The organism is Chromobacterium violaceum ATCC 12472, from assembly GCF_000007705.1.
GTDB lineage: Bacteria > Pseudomonadota > Gammaproteobacteria > Burkholderiales > Chromobacteriaceae > Chromobacterium > Chromobacterium violaceum.
Map to the genome: position 1 here is coordinate 3,711,684 of NC_005085.1, position 16,691 is coordinate 3,728,374.

The window sequence follows — 16,691 nt, forward strand, 5'->3', positions numbered from 1 at the left end:
ACTCCTAAGAAATTCAAGTGAATCCGCGCCAGCGGATCCGGGTTACTCGGACTTGGGTCTCTTAAGCGTCGCCAGTACCGCAAACGGGTTGGGCTTGTCAGCCTTGGCGAGCGAGAGAGTTTCCCTGCCGCATTCGTCGTGTTTCGGCGCATGCGGCAAGCCCATAATGATTTCGTCTTCGATCAGCGCAGCCACGTCGAGTTCGGGTTCGGCGAGGACGGCGTCCAACTCCTCGTCCAGCTCGCAGGCTTCTTCCAGCTTTTCCTGGCTGGTGAACAGCGTGATCACCGAATCGGTGTCTAGGCTGAACGGCATGCCGTCCAGACAGCGCTGACAGGTGACGTTCAGGCCGGCCTCAAGCCGGATGCGCAGCGCGGGGCGCTGCAGCTCGTCACGAAAGCCCTCGAGCCGGTACGACACCTCGCCAGAGGTGTCGGACAGGTCGTCATGCACGCGCTCGTCGAGCCCGCTTACCGGCAACTTGCCGGACAGCGAAGCCCCTTCCCGGGCGAACTTGAGCGGATCGATCAAAATCGGTTTAGACATAAACTCCGCATGGTACAATCCATTCCCCTGATTTGTCAAAAGAAACAAGGCGAGGCCGAAGCGAGGCCGCGGACGAGCCGCCCGCGCCGCCGGCATCGCCGCCAACCGGCTCGAATCATGCACATCGTACTGGCTTCCACTTCCCGCTACCGCCAAGAAATCATCGCCCGCCTGGGCCTGCCCTTCTGCGCCGAACCGCCCGTCTGCGACGAAACCCCTCTGCCCGGCGAGACCGCGCTGGAAACCGCGGTGCGGCTGGCCCGCGTCAAGGCGCAGTCGCTGGCCGGCAAACATCCCGAAGCGCTGATCATAGGCTCCGACCAGGTGGCGCTGCTGGACGACAAGCAGATCGGCAAGCCCGGCGGCTTCGAACAGGGCGTCGAAATGCTGAAATGGATGAGCGGCCGCACCGTGGTCTTCCATTCGGCGTTGGCGCTGTACAACACCGCCAGCGGCCGGCTGCAGGAGTGCGTCGGCATTACCCGCGTCACGCTGCGCCGGCTGACCGAAGCGCAGATCCGCAATTACCTGACCCGCGAGCCTGACGCGCTGCACTGCGCTGGCAGCGCCAAAAGCGAAGGCCTGGGCGGCGCGCTGCTGGAAAAGGTGGAATCCGACGACCCCAACGCGCTGATCGGCGTGCCGCTGTTCCAGTTGATCACCATGCTCGGCAACGAGGGCGTGGAGGTGCTGAAATGAGCGGCGCCCTCTTCCTGATCCCCGCCCCGCTCGGCGACGAGACCGTCGCCTGGCTGCCGGAAGGCGAGCGCGCCAAGGTCGTCCACATCACCCATTTCGTCGTCGAGGCGGAAAAGACCGCGCGCAAGCACCTGAAGGCGCTGGGCGTGACCACGCCCATCCGCGAGCTGTCGATGTCCACGCTGAACGAGCACACCAAGGAGACCGACGTCGCCGCGCTGCTGGCGCCGCTGCAAGCCGGCCACGACGTCGGCCTGATCTCCGAGGCCGGCTGCCCGGCGGTGGCCGACCCGGGCGCCCAGCTGGTGGCGCTGGCCCACCAGCGCGACATCCGCGTCGAGCCGCTGATCGGCCCCTCGTCCATCCTGCTGGCGCTGATGGCCAGCGGCGCCAACGGCCAATGCTTCGCCTTCCACGGCTACCTGCCGGTGGACGCCGCGGAAAAATCCAAGCTGGTGAAAGAGCTGGAACAGCGTTCGCGCAAGCACAACGAGACCCAGCTGTTCATCGAGACGCCGTACCGCAACAACGCGCTGCTGGCGCAGCTGCGCGAAACGCTGGCGCCGTCCACCCGGCTTGCGGTAGCCTGCGATCTGACCTTGCCGACCCAAACCATCGTCAGCCACCGCGTGCAGGATTGGCCGCAGAACCCGCCCGACCTGCACAAGCGGCCGGCCATCTTCGTGATCCACGCCGCTTGAGACGCGCCGCCATGCCCAAGAACACGCCCATCATCCGGTCGCTGCTGGATACCGATCTGTACAAGTTCACCATGCTGCAGGTGGTGTTGCACCAATTCCCCGCAGCCCATGGCGAATACGAATTCCGCTGCCGCAACCATCCGGACACGCCGCTGACCCAGCTGAAGCAGCAACTGGAAACGCAGCTGGACCTGCTGTGCGAGCTGCGCTTCAGCCAGGACGAGCTGGATTATCTGCGCGGCCTGCGCTTCATCAAGAGCGACTACGTCGACTACCTGGAGCTGTTCCACCTGCAGCGCCGCTTCATCAGCGTCAGCGAGGAAGGCGAACAGCTGGCCATCCGGATCAAGGGCCCGATGGTGCAGGCGATGTTCTTCGAGATTTTCGTGCTGGCCATCGTCAACGAGCTGTATTTCCGCCCTCTGGACAGCAAGGCCGTGCGCGAGGAAGGCCGCCGCCGGCTGGAAGCCAAGCTGGCGGAGTTGGAGCGCTTCCAGCGCGAAGAGGCCCCCGGCCAGCGCTTTCCGCTGCTGATCGCCGACTTCGGCACCCGCCGCCGCTTCAGCCGCGACTGGCAGGCCCACGTGGTGGAGAGGCTGAACCACGCGCTGCCGCAGGTGTTCCGCGGCACCAGCAACGTCTACCTAGCCCGCAAGCTGGGCATCACGCCTATCGGCACCATGGCCCACGAATTCTTCCAGGCCTTCCAGGCGCTGGGCGTGCGGCTGCGGGATTTCCAGAAAGCGGCGCTGGAATCGTGGGTGCAGGAATACCGCGGCGACCTGGGCATCGCGCTGACCGACGTGGTCGGCATGGATGCCTTTCTGGCCGATTTCGATCTCTATTTCGCCAAGCTGTTCGACGGCCTGCGCCACGACAGCGGCGATCCCTACATCTGGGGCGAGAAGGCGATCGCCCATTATCGCAAGCTGCGGATAGACCCCGCGACCAAGATGCTGACCTTCAGCGACGGCCTCAGCGTGGACAGCGCGCTGCAACTGCAGCGCCATTTCAGCCCGCACATCCAGGTCAGCTTCGGCATCGGCACCCACTTCACCAACGACATGGGGCTGGAGCCGCTGCAGATCGTGCTCAAGCTGGTCAGCTGCAACGGCCAGCCGGTAGCCAAACTGTCCGACAGCCCCGGCAAAACCATGTGCAGCGACGAAACTTTCCTGGCCTACCTGCGCCAGGTATTCAAGGTCCCCGCCCTCGCCTGAGCGCCGCGAACCCGCCCCCCCCGATCCTGCACCCTATCGCCAAGACCCGCGTCGGCCTTGTCTGCAGGCTATCAAGCGGATCAGTACAGCAGCGCCAGCAACTGCTGGCGCGCCGGCTCCTGTAGACGCTCGCCGGCCAATTCCACCACCTGGCGGCCCAGCGTCCGGTAGGCGGAAATCAGGCCGGTATCGGCCAACACCTCCAGATGCCGCTCGACGGTGCCGATATCGCCGCGCAGTATCGGCCCGGTCAAGGCGTCGTACGGCCCCAGCTCCAGCGCATTGTCCAGCGTCTGCCGCATCAAGCCGCCCAGCAGTTGCCGCGCCAGCTCCGGCGGCACCCCCGCCCGGGCCGTCAACTGCCCGGCCATCGCGGTCAGCGCCACCAGGAAATTGGATGCCACCGACAAGCCGGCGTGGTAGGCGGCCTTGCCGCCCGGCGCCAACCGGAACGGCCGTCCGCCCAGCGCGCGCGCGAACGCCTCCAGCCTCAGGCAAGCCTGCTCGTCGCCCTCCAGCGCGCACAAGGTGCCGGCGAAGCCCTCCACCGCCCGCTTCGGATCGGCGAAGGAGAAGGCCGGATGCAGGCTGGCGGTCAGCACGCCCTGTTCCGCCAGCGGCCGCAGCAGGGAAGCATCGCCCACGCCGCTGGCATGAAACACCACACTGCCAGCCGGCGCCACGCCCGCCGCGGCCAGACCGCGCGCGCAAGACGCGATGGCCGCGTCGGGAACGGCCAGCAGGTACAGGTCTGCCGGCGCCAGCTGCCGCATTTCGCTCACCGGCCGCCCGGCGCCGACGAAATCACGCCCTTCCGCCAGCGGCTGCGCGCGCCGCCCCATCAGATCCAGCAGGCGGTAAGCCCCGCTATCCGCCGCCAGCCTGCCCAGACTGCGGCCCAATCTGCCCAGCCCCACCACCGTCAGTGTTTGCATACCTTATATATACCTGAGTTTCAGCCACGGATTCGAAGCCGACATTGTAGGGGAATTCCGCCAGCCAGAAGCAGCGCCCGGCACCGCCCTCCCCGCCGCGAAAACCGTCATGCGTAGCCAAAACGCATCACTTTCCACCACGAGACGCGCTTTCTCGCAACTAGCTCGACGTAAAAAATACTAAGTAAAATCAATGCATTGAATACAATCTTTCGCAAAAAATACCTGGGAAATGGAATATTCACTCAATTTACAGAGTCAATGCTTTCTTTTAATATGATCGGAAGCGAATTTGTGCAGATGCAATCCGCGTCTGCTGGATTCACTTCAAGTCACGTTGATTTTTCAGCCCGCCCCATCCGGACGGGCTATTTTTTTTGCCTCCCAACCAACATCCGTTCTCGATAACTCAATATTCATAGGCATTTGGCCAAACTGATGTTTTTTCGCAACACGAACAAACAGCAATCACATCAACAGTGACATCACTGACAATTCAACAACTTACCACATCAAAAAACGAATTTTACTTCGCGCAAAATTCAACAACAGTTGCTTGATAACAACACCATTCGGCAGGCGAAGTTGCATTTTCACAACCCAGCCAATAGCATTTGCTCACATTCCTAAACCTAAAAAAGGATGACTTGACCATGAAAAAGAGTCTGATCGCCCTGCTGGTAGCCACCCTGCCGGCTGCCGCTTTCGCCGACGTAACCATCTACGGCAAAATCAAAGGCGGCGTTGAATACGTCGACAACGGTTCCACCAAGCAAACCAACGTTGACGATCTGGGTTCCCGCATCGGCTTCAAAGGTTCCGAAGATCTGGGCAACGGCCTGAAGACCATCTGGCAAGTTGAAACCGGTTTTGCCATTGACGGCAACAAGGATCAATACAGCAAGTCCAGCAGCGGCACCTTCGCCAACCGTAACTCCTTCATCGGTCTGCAAGGCGGCTTCGGCACCGTGCGTCTGGGTAACGTGTCCAACTTCCTGGACAGCGACATGGGCACCGTTGACACCTGGGAATACAACAGCAACGCTCTGGGCCTGAGCATGTTCACCCGCGACGGCACGCGTCTGAAGAACTCCGTGCGCTACGATCTGCCGACCGTAGTTCCGGGCCTGACCGCCGCTCTGCAATATGGCGTGAAGGAAACCAAGGGTGTTGCTAACAGCGATCGTGAAACCACCGTTCTGGGCCTGGGCTACGAGAACAGCGGCTTCTTCGGCAAGTACGCTTACACCCACCAGAGCAAGGCTGTTTCCTCGGTTACCACCGCTTATGCCCTGAAAGACACCGCCAACGACAAGCATCGTCTGGAAGTTGGTTACAATGCCAACAACCTGTTCGTGGGCTTCGGCTATCAACAAGCCAAGGGCGGCGCTGACGTTGCAGGCCAAGACTGGTTCGACCTGGTTAAGACCGGCATGACCGCATCCGCTACCCCGGACGCAAATGGCAAGGTCAAGACCCGCGAATACGCTCTGACTGCTGCCTACACCTTCGGCGCCATCACTCCGAAATTCTCCTACGTTCGTGGCGACAAGGTTGAAGTTGGCGGCGTGAAGCTGGACAACACCCAGTACGATCAATACGTTCTGGGCGCTGACTACGCTATTTCCAAGCGCACCACCTTCGGCGCTCAATACGGCCAGATCGCTGTTAAGGGCACCGGCAACAAGGACCTGAAGGCTTTCGGCCTGAACATGGTTCACGCCTTCTAATTCAACGGTTCGACGCAAGAACCTGCGAACTTAGACGCAAAAAAGACCCGCTTCGGCGGGTCTTTTTTCATGCCTGCTTCAAATGAATGACAACAAATGGAGCAAGGGCAGGCTCCGCCGTATGGCTCGCCCGTCCTGCCCCAGCTTTCGACCCGCCCCAAGCTCACCAGATAAACAAAAACCCCGCCGCAAGCGACGGGGTTTTCAATCGAGAAAATAAAGACTCAGAACGGCAGCTGATAGACCGGGTTGCGGGTATCCGCCCCTTCCTGCCGTATCCGCTCCAGCTCGGCGCGCAGCGCGGACAGCAGCCATTGCTCACGCATCCTGTCGCCCTCCGGGTGCTCGGCCAGTGTGCGGTACAGCGCCATGCCGTGCATGGTGGTCATCATGGTGAGCAGGGTGGCGAAGAAGCCGGTGGAGATCGCGTAGCGCGGGAACAACGAAGCCATCATCGCGACGAAGCGGTCGCGGAAATAGGTGCTGGAACTGCCGAGGAAGATGTCGCGCAAATCCGGCGTGGTGCGCGCCGCCATCAGCAGCTCCAGCAGCACGATGTGGCGCGGCGACATCACCAGCGCTTTCATCAGCGCGATGATGCGCTCCTCTTCCGACATGCCGGGCGGAAGCTGGGCGGCCAGGCCCAGCGCGGACTCGAAGATGTCGTCCACCACCTTGCGCCCCACCGGCTGCATCAGCTCGTTCTTGGTGGCGAAATGGCGGAACAGCGCGCCTTGCGAAACGCCGGCGCGGCCGCAGATCAGTTGCACGCTGGTGCCGTGGTAGCCGCTCTCCATCAGGCATTCGATCGCCGCCTCCACCAGTTTGCCTATGGTGGACTCCCTGCGGCTTTGCTGTGTTCGTCTGGTTTGCATCTATTGTTTTATCATTTATCGGCCCGAGCCCGGCGCATGATACGCGAAAGCGCATGTTCAAGCGAGGGCGGGCACATTCTAAGAACAAGCAAGACACGCCAACGGCAAGGCGCTCCTCTCTCCCCTGGCGGCGGCGCCAAGCGCGGCCGCAGCAGCAATACTACCAAATCCCAGCGGTCTGCATGCAACTGGCAACACGGCTCTACGCAACGCATAAGCGCTTTGTCGCGGCGACGCCCCATCCTGCACGCCATCAAGCATTATCTCCGCCCGCGACGGGTGCGGCTTTGCTCTGGCGCAAGCTCCAAAAAAAGAAAGAGACCACTCTGTTTATAAAACGGAGTGGTCTATTCTTGCTCGAGAAGTCGTTTATTTCAAGCCAACACTAACGAAATTGACCCGTCCATAAGGATTGACCGCGTAGCCGCTCACCTCCTTGCGCGCCAAGCCATAGGCGATGGGATGCGCCAGCGGCAGCCACAGCGCCTGCTCGTGGATGATGCGCTGGGCCGCCTGGTACAGCTTTGCCCGGGTCTTGAAGTCGCTGGTCTTCTTGCCGTCGGCGATCAGCTTGTCCAGCCTGCCGTCGCAATAGCGGGCGAAATTGGTGCCGGACTGCACCGCCGGGCAGGAAAACTGCGGCGTCAGGAAATTGTCCGGGTCGCCGTTGTCGCCGGCCCAGCCCATGAACAGCATCTCGTGTTCGCCGGCCTTGCCGCGCTTGATCAGCTCGCCCCACTCCAGCACCTTGATCTGCAGCTTGACGCCCACCTTGGCGAGGTCCGCCTGCAACATCTCCGCGCCGGCCTTGGGATTGGGATTCAGCGTGCTGCCGCTGGGGCGCACCCATACCGTGGCGTCGAAGCCGTTGGGGTAGCCCGCCTGCGCCAGCAGCTTCTTCGCCTGCGCCGGATCATAGGCATAGGGCTTGATGGCCTTGTCGTAACTCCAGGTATTGGGCGGATAAACCAGGCTGGCGGCCCCGGCTGTATTGCCGAACACCGTCTTCAGATAATTGGCCTTGTCGAAGGCGAGGTTGAGCGCCTGTCGCACCTGCGGGTTGTCCAGCGGCTTCTTCTGGCTGTTGAAGGCGACGAAGGCGGTCATGAAGGCCGGCGTCTGCGACACCTGCAGCCTGCCATCCGTCTTGGCCGCCTGCACGTCCTGCGGCTTGGGCGACAGCGCGATCTGGCATTCGCCGGCGCGCAGCTTCTGCAGCCTGACATTCGAATCCGGCGTGATCGCGTAGATCAGCGCCGACACCTTGGGCTTGGCGCCGAAGTAGGTCGGATTCGGCGCATAGCGCACCAGCGCGTCCTTGGAGAAGCTCCTGAACACGAAAGGCCCGGTGCCGATCGGCTTGCTGTTGAGTTCGCCGGTCTTGCCCGCGGCCAGCAGCTGGGCCATGTATTCGGCGGAATAGATGGAGGCGAAGCCCATGGTCAAGCTGGACAAGAAGGTGGCTTCCGGGTAATTGAGCTCGAAGCGCACCGTCAGCGGATCCAGCTTGCGCACCGCCTTGATCAGCTTGGGAAACTGCATGGACTGCGCATGCGGATAGCCGGCGGGCGCGGTCTTGTACCAGGCATTGTCCGGATTCAGCATGCGGTCGAAGGTCTGCACGACGTCGTCGGCGTTCAGCTTGCGCGTCGGCTTGAAATAGTCGGTGCCGTGGAAGCTGACGCCGGACCGCAGGTGAAAGGTGTAAGCCAGGCCGTCGGCGCTGACCTCCCAGCTGCCGGCCAGGCCCGGCCGCAGCTTGCCGGCGGCGGCGTCGTATTCCACCAGGCGGTCCATCAACACGTCTGCCGAGGCGTTGGTGGTGACCAGCGAGTTGTACTGCACCACGTCGAAACCTTCCGGATTGGCGTCGGTGCATACGGTCAGGGGTTTGGCCGCCAAGGCGGCCAGCGGCAGGACCGCCAGCGCGGCGGCGCTCAGTTTCTTCATATTGTTCTCCTAGCTGCCGGGCGGACATGCCGCCCGCATTACCGGCATAGGGTAAGCCAAGCGCACGGAGAAACCAATGATTTAATCCACATATTGATATAAGACGGCTGCCGCCCGGACCAATCCACGCCGCGGGCGCGGCAGCCGGCCTGGCTCCACAGTCGCGCCGGCCAGGCGATGCGTCCGCCCATTCTCCCGGAGAGCCTCCCCAGACTGCGGCCTGCCGGAGCCGCGCCTCCCAAGCGCCGCGGCCCGTCCTAGAGCAAGCGTTGCTGAAACTCCTGGGCCGACAGCGCCGGGCTGCACAGATAGCCCTGGTACTCCTGGCAGCCGCGCTCGGCCAGCCAGGCCAGCTGCGCCTCGGTTTCCACCCCCTCCGCCACCATGTTCAGTCCCATCATCCGGCACAGGGTGGTGATCAGTTCGGCGATGGCCGGCTTGTCGTCCAGATCGGCGATGAAGGAACGGTCGATTTTCAGCGAGGTCAGCGGATAGCGCTGCAGGTAGGCCAGGTTGGAGTAGCCGGTGCCGAAATCGTCGACCGCGATGCGCACGCCCAGCGCGCGCATGGCCTGCAGCGTGCTCATGGTCTGCTCATCGTGCCCCAGCAGCACCGACTCGGTGATCTCCAGCTCCAACCGGTCCGGCTGGCAGCCGCTGTCGGCCAGTATCTGCTCGACCTGGCCCGGCAGGCCGGGATCGACGAACTGGCAGGCGGACAGGTTGACCGACACCAGCAGATCCAGCCCACGGTCGCGCCATTGCCGCTGCTGGCGGGCGGCCTGGAGCAGTATCTGCCTGCCCAGCTCCATCACCATGCCGCAGTCCTCGCACATGGGGATGAAGCTATCGGGCATCAGCAGGCCGCGCTGCGGATGCCGCCAGCGCGCCAGCGCCTCGGCGCCCACCACCCGCCCGCTGGCGATGTCCACCCGCGGCTGGAAGTAGGCGATGAATTCGCCGCAATCCAGGCCGCGGCGGATATCGTTCTCCAGCGCCAGCTGCGCCTGGCTGCGCGCCTCCAGCGCCGGCGTGAAGAACATCAGGTTGTTGCGCCCGGCGTCCTTGGCGGCGTACATCGCCAGGTCGGCATGGCGCATCATCTGCTCAAGGTCCAGCTCCCTGCCTTCGCAGACGCTGATGCCGATCGACGCCGACACGCCGACGTCCATCCCTTCCAGCCGCATCGGCACCGACAGCGCCTGCAGGATGCGGCGCGCCAGCGCCTCGGCGCGTTCCGCCACCTGCGGCGCGCTCAGCATAACCAGGAACTCGTCGCCGCCCAGCCGCGCCGCCTTCTCGTCATGGCCGAGCAGGCCGACCAGCCGGCCGGCCATCCGGATCAGCAGCTCGTCGCCGCAGGCGTGGCCCAGCGAGTCGTTGACGTTCTTGAAGCGGTCCAGGTCGATGAACATCAGCGCCACTTGGCGGCCATTGCGCAGCGCCTGCTGCAGATGCGGCAACAGCTCGCTGCGGATGCCGTTACGGTTGGGCAAGCCGGTCAGCACGTCGTGGTTGGCCAGGAAACTGGCACGCGCCTCGGCGTGCTTGAGATCGGTGATGTCCACCTCGCTGACCAGCAGCGCGTCCTGGCCGGTGACCGCGTCGCGGCAGGCGCGGGCCGCGACCTCGTGCCAGCGCATGCCCTCGCGGGTGTTGACCCGCGCCAGCAGCCGCGCCTCGCCGCAGGCCGCCACGCCCTGGCGCAGCTGCTGCCAATCGTTGTCGTGGACAAAATGCTGGCGCCAGCCTTCGCCCGCCACCGCCACCCGCTCCCGTGAGGCCGGGTTGCGGTACAGCGCGCCGCCGTTGCCGTCGTAAAGCGTGATCAGCACCGAGGTGTGCAGCAGCGCCTCCGTGCTGCGCAGGGACGCCGGATCGGCGCTCAGGCTGTTCTGCGCCTCGCAGAACATCAGCATGCGGCCATTCACCCGTATGCCGCGGAATTTCACCTTGAGCACGCTGGGGCGGCCATTGGGGTACAGCGTCCAGCTTTCGACAAAGCTGGCGCCTTCGCGCTCGAAGTCCTGCTGATACTGGGCCAGCCGCTGCGCCACCGACACCGACATGTCGCGCGCCATGTCGCGCGTCTGCAATTCCAGCAGGCTGCCCGCCCCCCAGACCTGCAGCGCGGCCTCATTGGCCCAGAACACCCGCCTGTGATCGATGTCGAAAATCCACACCGGCAGGCTCAGGGCCTCCAGCAGCTCCAGGTTGCCCCCCTGCCAGGAAAGTACGCTCTTCATCGGCATGTCCGCCGCTAACCTTTTATTTATTCATCAAAAAATCGCCGCGCGACTGCCATCGCGAGCGCCCGCCATTGTAGCAAACACGTCTCATTTCCTGACGCGTTTTTTTTATTCCACGGCGTGGCTGCGCTGGAGGACGCCGCAAACACAATAAAAAAACAGGGCGCATGCGCCCTGTTCTTCATCGATGGCAAACGGCGGATCAGGCGGCCTGCTTCTGCGCGAATAGCCTGGCCATGCTGTGATGGTGAGGATGGCCGTGGCTGAGGTCCAGGGCGAATTCCTCCTGGTAGGCCAATGGCGTCAACCCTGAAAACTGATCGCGCAGCTCGCCCTGCCGGTAATAATGTCTGACATAGGCGGCAGTCTCGCTGACGCCACCGCCGCGGCCTGTGCAGCCGGGGTCGTCGGCCAAGAACACCGCGGCGAACAAATACCCTCCCGGCTCCAGGCCGGCCATCATCGCCTTGGCCAGACGCTCGCCGGCGACGGCATCCACATGATCCAGCGCGGTATAGGCGACGATGATGCGGTAACGCTGCGGCTCGATGTCCAGCTCGGTCAGGTTGACCACCTTGCCGCTGACGTCGAGGTGGCGCTCATCGGCCCGCTCGCCCAAGCTCGCGATCGCTTCGGAGGACTCGTCCACGCCGAACATGGAAAACCCGCGGCTGGCCAGGTAGAAAGCATTCCGCCCCTGCCCGCAGGCCAGGTCCAGCCCCTGCCCGCCGCCTTCCACGCCGTATTTTTCGAGGAAATACATCAGAGACAGTGCCGGCCTGTCGCCATAAAAGGAACTGTTTTTGCGATAAAACGCGTCGAAATTAGCGAAACACATATCCTCTGCCCCTGCTCTACCTACCCAAAATGTGCCGACGCCCATCCTGCGCGCCAGACTATTGCCTGCTGCTCCTTAGTGATAGTTCGAACACGAATGTAAGACTACTTAGTTATTGTTTCTAAGTATTTGTACGTAAACATCCCTTGGACATAAAAACCCCGCCCGGCTTTCGCCCGGGCGGGGTCTGGATCAGCTGCGCCAGCCGAACAGTTTACATATAGCTTTCCGTGCTCGGGCAGCTGCACACCACGTTGCGGTCGCCATACACATCGTCGATGCGGTTCACGCTCGGCCAGAACTTGTTTTCCAGCACGTAGGGCAGCGGGAACAGACCCTGCTCGCGGCTGTAAGGGCGGTCCCAGTCGCCTGCGATGTCGGCCTTGCTGTGCGGCGCGTTGACCAGCGGATTATTGTCCGCCGGCCATGCGCCGCTCTGCACCCGGTCGATCTCGGCGCGGATGGCGGCCATCGCCGCGATGAAGCGGTCGAGCTCCGCCTTGGGCTCGGATTCGGTCGGTTCGATCATCAGCGTGCCCGGCACCGGGAAGCTCATGGTCGGCGCGTGGAAGCCGTAGTCCATCAGGCGCTTGGCCACGTCCACCTCGGTGACGCCGGAGGCGGCCTTCAGCGGGCGCAGGTCGATGATGCACTCGTGGGCGACGCGGCCGTTGGCGCCGGTGTACAACACCGGGAAGTGCTCGGAGAGGCGGGTGGCCAGGTAGTTGGCGGACAGCAAGGCGTTCTCGGTCGCCTGCTTCATGCCCTCCGCGCCCATCATCGCGATGTACATATAGGAGATGGGCAGGATGGAGGCGGAGCCGAACGGCGCGGCCGACACCGCGGTCTGGCCTTCCACCGCGCCCGGCACCGGCGCCACCACGTGGTTGGCGATGAACGGCGCCAGGTGGGCCTTCAGGCCGATCGGGCCCATGCCCGGTCCGCCGCCGCCGTGCGGGATGCAGAAGGTCTTGTGCAGGTTCATGTGCGACACGTCGGCGCCGATGTCGGCCGGGCGAGTCAGCCCCACCTGGGCATTCAGGTTGGCGCCGTCCATGTAGACCTGGCCGCCGTGGGCATGAACGATCTCGCAGATCTCTTTGATGCCCTGCTCGAACACGCCGTGGGTGGACGGATAGGTGATCATCAGCGCGGCCAGATTGGCGGCGTGCTGCTCGGCCTTGGCCTTCAGGTCGGCCACGTCGACGTTGCCGGCCTCGTCGCACTTCACCACCACCACCTGCATATTCATCATCTGCGCGGTGGCCGGATTGGTGCCGTGCGCCGATTGCGGAATCAGGCAGATATTGCGATGCGCTTCGCCGCGCGACTCGTGGTAGCGGCTGATCGCCAGCAGGCCGGCGTACTCGCCCTGGGCGCCGGAATTCGGCTGCATCGAGATCGCGTCGAAGCCGGTGATCGCCTTCAACTGCTTCTGCAGGCCCTCGATCAGCTCCAGATAGCCCACGGTCTGCTCGCGCGGCGCGAACGGGTGCATATTGGCGAATTCCGGCCAGGTGATCGGGATCATCTCGCTGGTGGCGTTCAGCTTCATGGTGCAGCTGCCCAGCGAGATCATCGAGTGGTTCATCGCCAGGTCGCGGTTTTCCAGCTTCTTCATATAGCGCAGCATCTCGTGCTCGCTATGATGGGTGTTGAACACCGGGTGGGTCAGGATGGCCGACTCGCGCTTGAGCGCGGCCGGGATCGCGTCCAGGGCGGCGGCGTCCAGGGCGGCGATGTCGGCCGGCTTGCCGGTGAACAGCTCGATCAGCTTGGCCAGGTCCGACTCGGTGGCGGCCTCGTGGAAGGCCACGCCCAGCACGGTCTTGCCGACGCGGCGCAGATTGTAGCCGGCGGCCAGCGCGGCGGCGTAGATGGCGTCGGCCTTGGGCGCGTCCACCTGCACGGTGTCGAAGAAGCGGTCGAACACCAGCTTGCCTCCGGCTTCCTTCACCGCGTGGGCGAAGATGGCCGCCAGACGGTGGATGCGGGCGGCGATGCGCCGCACGCCCTCCGCACCGTGGTAAACGGCGTACAGGCCGGCGATATTGGCCAGCAGCACCTGGCTGGTGCAGATGTTGGAGTTGGCCTTCTCGCGGCGGATGTGCTGCTCGCGGGTTTGCAGCGCCATGCGCAGCGCGGTCTTGCCCTTGGCGTCGATGGACACGCCGATGATGCGGCCCGGCGCCGAGCGCTTCATCTCGTCCTTGAACGCGAAATAAGCGGCGTGCGGGCCGCCGAAGCCCATCGGCACGCCGAAGCGCTGGGTGTTGCCCAGCGCGATGTCGGCGCCCATCTCGGCCGGTGACTTCAAGGCCACCAGCGCCATCACGTCGGCGGCGACGGCCACCACGCCGCCCTTGGCCTTGACGGCGGCGATGTGCGGGGTTAGATCGAGCAGGTCGCCGGCCTCGCCCGGATACTGGAACAAGGCGCCGAAGTAGTCGCCGTTGCCGGCCTCTTCCGGATGGCCCTGCACCAGCTCGAAGCCGAAGTACTTGGCGCGGGTCTTCATCACGTCCAGCGTCTGCGGCAGCACGCGGCTGTCGACGAAGAAGCGGGTGGACTTGGACTTGGACACGCGCCCCGCCATCGCCATCGCCTCGGCGGCGGCGGTGGCTTCGTCCAGCAGCGAGGCGTTGGCCATTTCCAGGCCGGTCAGGTCGATGACCATCTGCTGGAAGTTCAGCAGCGCTTCCAGCCGGCCCTGGGCGATCTCGGCCTGGTACGGGGTGTAGGCGGTGTACCAGCCCGGGTTTTCCAGCACATTGCGCAGGATGACGGTGGGCGTCAGCACCGGGTAGTAGCCGAGGCCGATGAAGGACTTGTTGACCACGTTCTTGGATGCGACGGCCTTCAGCGCCGCCAGCGCCTCGGCCTCCGGCTGCGGCGACGGCAGGTCCAGGCGGCGGTTCAGGCGGATGTCGGCCGGCAGCGTCTGGTCGACCAGCGCGTCGATCGACGGCGCGCCGACGGCGGCCAGCATCTCGGCGCGCTCGGCGTCGGACGGGCCGATGTGGCGGGCGAGGAATTCGTGACGGTTGAAGAGTTCGGTGAGCGACATGCTTGGGACTTCCTTCTTTGCGGCGGCCTGGGCGAGGCCGTGCCGGGAAAAACAACGCCCCGGCGTCTGGCGACGGCGGGGCGGTCAGGCTATCAGGCGCCGATTTCCTTGGCGTAGGCGGCGGCGTCCATCAGGCCGTTCAGATCGGCGGCGTTGGCCGGCTTGATCTTGAAGAACCAGCCGTCGCCGTACGGATCGCTGTTGGCCAGCTCCGGCTCGCCCTCCAGCTCCTCGTTGACGGCCAGCACTTCGCCGGCGATCGGACAGTAGACGTCGGAAGCGGCCTTCACCGACTCCACCACGCCGGCCTGCTCATCCTTGGCCAGACTCGCGCCGACTTTCGGCAGCTCGACGAAGACGATGTCGCCCAGCAATTCCTGCGCGTGCGCGGTGATGCCCACGGTCACGGAGCCGTCGGCTTCCAGGCGCAGCCATTCGTGGCTGTCGACGTATTTCAGTTCGGCGGGAATGTTGCTCATCTCGTTTTCTCCAGATGTATTGATGATCGGGATGGCGGCGCGGCGCGCCGGCCGGTTTATTCGAATACTTTCTTGCCGTTGCGGACGAAGGGCATCTTCACCACGCGGACGTCGGTCAGCGTGCCGCGCAGGTCCACCTGGGCGGCGGCGCCGGTGGCGGCCGGCACGCGGGCGATGGCGATGGAATGCTTCAGCGTAGGCGAGAAGGTGCCGCTGGTGATCACGCCTTCGCCGACGCTCTCCACCACCACCTTCAGGCCTTCGCGCAGCACGCCGCGGCCTTCCAGCACCAGGCCCACCTGCTTCATCTTCACGCCGGCGGCCTTTTGCGCTTCCAGCGCCTCGCGGCCGTTGAACTTGCGCTCGGCCGGCTCCCAGGCGATGGTCCAGCCCATGCCGGCTTCCAGCGGCGACACGGTCTCGTCCATGTCGTGGCCGTACAGGTTCATGCCGGCTTCCAAGCGCAGCGTGTCGCGCGCGCCCAGGCCGATCGGCGACACGCCGGCGGCTTGCAATTGATGGAAGAAGGAAATGGCCTGATCGGCCGGGACCATGATTTCCAGGCCGTCTTCGCCGGTATAGCCGGTGCGGGCGTAGAACCACTCGCCCTGCGGCAGGCCCTGGAACACTTTCAGCGCGCGGATGGCCTCGGCCAGCTCCGGCTTGATGGAACAGACTTTTTGAATCGCCTTGGGGCCCTGCACCGCCAGCATCGCCAGGTCGCGGCGCACCTTCAGCGCCACGTCGAAGCCGGCCTTCTGGCTTTCCATCCAGGCCAAGTCTTTCTCGGTGGTGCCGGCGTTGACCACCATGCGGTAGCCGTAGGCAGTGAGGTAGACGATCAGGTCGTCGACGACGGTGCCTTCCGGGGTCAGCATGCCGGAATACAGCGCCTTGCCCTCGAAGCCGAGCTTGGCCACGTCGTTAGCGATCAGTTTTTGCAGCCAGGCCTTGGCGTCGGCGCCGGTGATGTCGATCACCGTCATGTGCGAGACGTCGAACATGCCCGCGTCGCTGCGGACGATTTCGTGCTCTTTCAGCTGGGAACCATAGTGGATGGGCATTTCCCAACCGGCGAAATCGACCATCTTGGCGCCGGCGGCGATATGGGCATCAAACAGCGGGGTACGTTTCGGGGCCGTCATGGCGCGGTTCCTTCGAGAATAGTGTGGATAGCCTCATCAACCACACCCCTCTGTCCCTGCACCTGAGATTTTCCGGCCGGATAAGCCGTTAGCCCCTTCGGTGGGCGTCGCGCGGACGCCGCTCTCCAGATTGCGCGAACCGGCTGCCGCCGGCCCGATGATACAGTCCTTTTGCCTGAGCGATTGCGGGTGCGCTTGCGCCTTCGGCGGCGGCCAGAAAGCCGCTCTCTCCTGTATGACCCGGCGATTATGGTGTC

13 protein-coding genes and 2 riboswitches are annotated in these 16,691 nt (G+C 64.0%); of the genes, 4 read left to right on the forward strand and 9 right to left on the reverse strand.

The window, feature by feature from the left end:
- Positions 1–42 precede the first annotated feature (42 nt).
- Complete coding sequence (locus CV_RS16865; protein ID WP_043598212.1) at positions 43–546, reverse strand: YceD family protein; 504 nt, start codon at positions 544–546, stop codon at positions 43–45.
- Between the two features lie 117 nt (positions 547–663).
- Between CV_RS16865 and CV_RS16870 the strand changes: the two genes are divergently transcribed.
- From CV_RS16870 to pncB, 3 genes are read left to right on the forward strand one after another with little or no spacing between them, the layout of a single operon-like run.
- Positions 664–1,245 (forward strand): Maf family protein, encoded by a 582-nt coding sequence (locus CV_RS16870; RefSeq protein WP_011136967.1) that lies wholly within the window; start codon positions 664–666, stop codon positions 1,243–1,245.
- Positions 1,242–1,946 carry an SAM-dependent methyltransferase gene (locus CV_RS16875; protein WP_011136968.1) on the forward strand — a complete coding sequence of 235 codons (705 nt, stop codon included), beginning with the start codon at positions 1,242–1,244 and terminating at the stop codon, positions 1,944–1,946. The genes CV_RS16870 and CV_RS16875 overlap by 4 nt, the downstream gene beginning before the upstream one ends.
- Positions 1,947–1,957: 11 nt before the next feature.
- Positions 1,958–3,166, forward strand: a complete 1,209-nt coding sequence (pncB, locus tag CV_RS16880) for a nicotinate phosphoribosyltransferase (RefSeq protein ID WP_011136969.1) — start codon at positions 1,958–1,960, stop codon at positions 3,164–3,166.
- 80 nt (positions 3,167–3,246) lie between these two features.
- Here the strand turns inward: pncB and CV_RS16885 are convergent, their stop codons facing one another.
- Positions 3,247–4,101 (reverse strand): Rossmann-like and DUF2520 domain-containing protein, encoded by an 855-nt coding sequence (locus CV_RS16885; protein ID WP_011136970.1) that lies wholly within the window; start codon positions 4,099–4,101, stop codon positions 3,247–3,249.
- Between the two features lie 653 nt (positions 4,102–4,754).
- Here CV_RS16885 and CV_RS16890 point away from each other — a divergent pair.
- On the forward strand, positions 4,755–5,831 hold the full coding sequence (locus CV_RS16890) for a porin (protein ID WP_011136971.1): 1,077 nt from the start codon (positions 4,755–4,757) through the stop codon (positions 5,829–5,831).
- A 224-nt stretch (positions 5,832–6,055) separates the two neighbouring features.
- On the opposite strand, the gene CV_RS22330 is transcribed toward CV_RS16890, so the two are convergent.
- From CV_RS22330 to gcvT, 7 genes are all read right to left on the reverse strand, one after another.
- On the reverse strand, positions 6,056–6,706 hold the full coding sequence (locus tag CV_RS22330) for a TetR/AcrR family transcriptional regulator (RefSeq protein ID WP_011136972.1): 651 nt from the start codon (positions 6,704–6,706) through the stop codon (positions 6,056–6,058).
- Between the two features lie 369 nt (positions 6,707–7,075).
- The gene (locus CV_RS16900; RefSeq protein WP_011136973.1) at positions 7,076–8,656 is read right to left on the reverse strand and encodes an ABC transporter substrate-binding protein; all 1,581 of its coding nucleotides are present in this window, start codon (positions 8,654–8,656) and stop codon (positions 7,076–7,078) included.
- A gap of 257 nt (positions 8,657–8,913) precedes the next feature.
- Positions 8,914–10,902, reverse strand: coding sequence for a putative bifunctional diguanylate cyclase/phosphodiesterase (locus tag CV_RS16905; protein WP_011136974.1), 1,989 nt, complete (start codon positions 10,900–10,902; stop codon positions 8,914–8,916).
- Between the two features lie 205 nt (positions 10,903–11,107).
- Positions 11,108–11,668, reverse strand: a complete 561-nt coding sequence (locus CV_RS22335) for a class I SAM-dependent methyltransferase (RefSeq protein ID WP_158303326.1) — start codon at positions 11,666–11,668, stop codon at positions 11,108–11,110.
- Between the two features lie 289 nt (positions 11,669–11,957).
- Positions 11,958–14,810 (reverse strand): aminomethyl-transferring glycine dehydrogenase, encoded by a 2,853-nt coding sequence (gcvP, locus tag CV_RS16915; protein WP_011136976.1) that lies wholly within the window; start codon positions 14,808–14,810, stop codon positions 11,958–11,960.
- A gap of 92 nt (positions 14,811–14,902) precedes the next feature.
- Complete coding sequence (gcvH, locus tag CV_RS16920) at positions 14,903–15,289, reverse strand: glycine cleavage system protein GcvH (protein WP_011136977.1); 387 nt, start codon at positions 15,287–15,289, stop codon at positions 14,903–14,905.
- Between the two features lie 56 nt (positions 15,290–15,345).
- On the reverse strand, positions 15,346–16,434 hold the full coding sequence (gene gcvT / locus CV_RS16925; protein WP_011136978.1) for a glycine cleavage system aminomethyltransferase GcvT: 1,089 nt from the start codon (positions 16,432–16,434) through the stop codon (positions 15,346–15,348).
- Positions 16,435–16,474: 40 nt separating this feature from the next.
- Positions 16,475–16,573, reverse strand: a riboswitch (glycine riboswitch).
- 14 nt (positions 16,574–16,587) lie between these two features.
- Positions 16,588–16,678, reverse strand: a riboswitch (glycine riboswitch).
- Between the last annotated feature and the right edge of the window lie 13 nt (positions 16,679–16,691).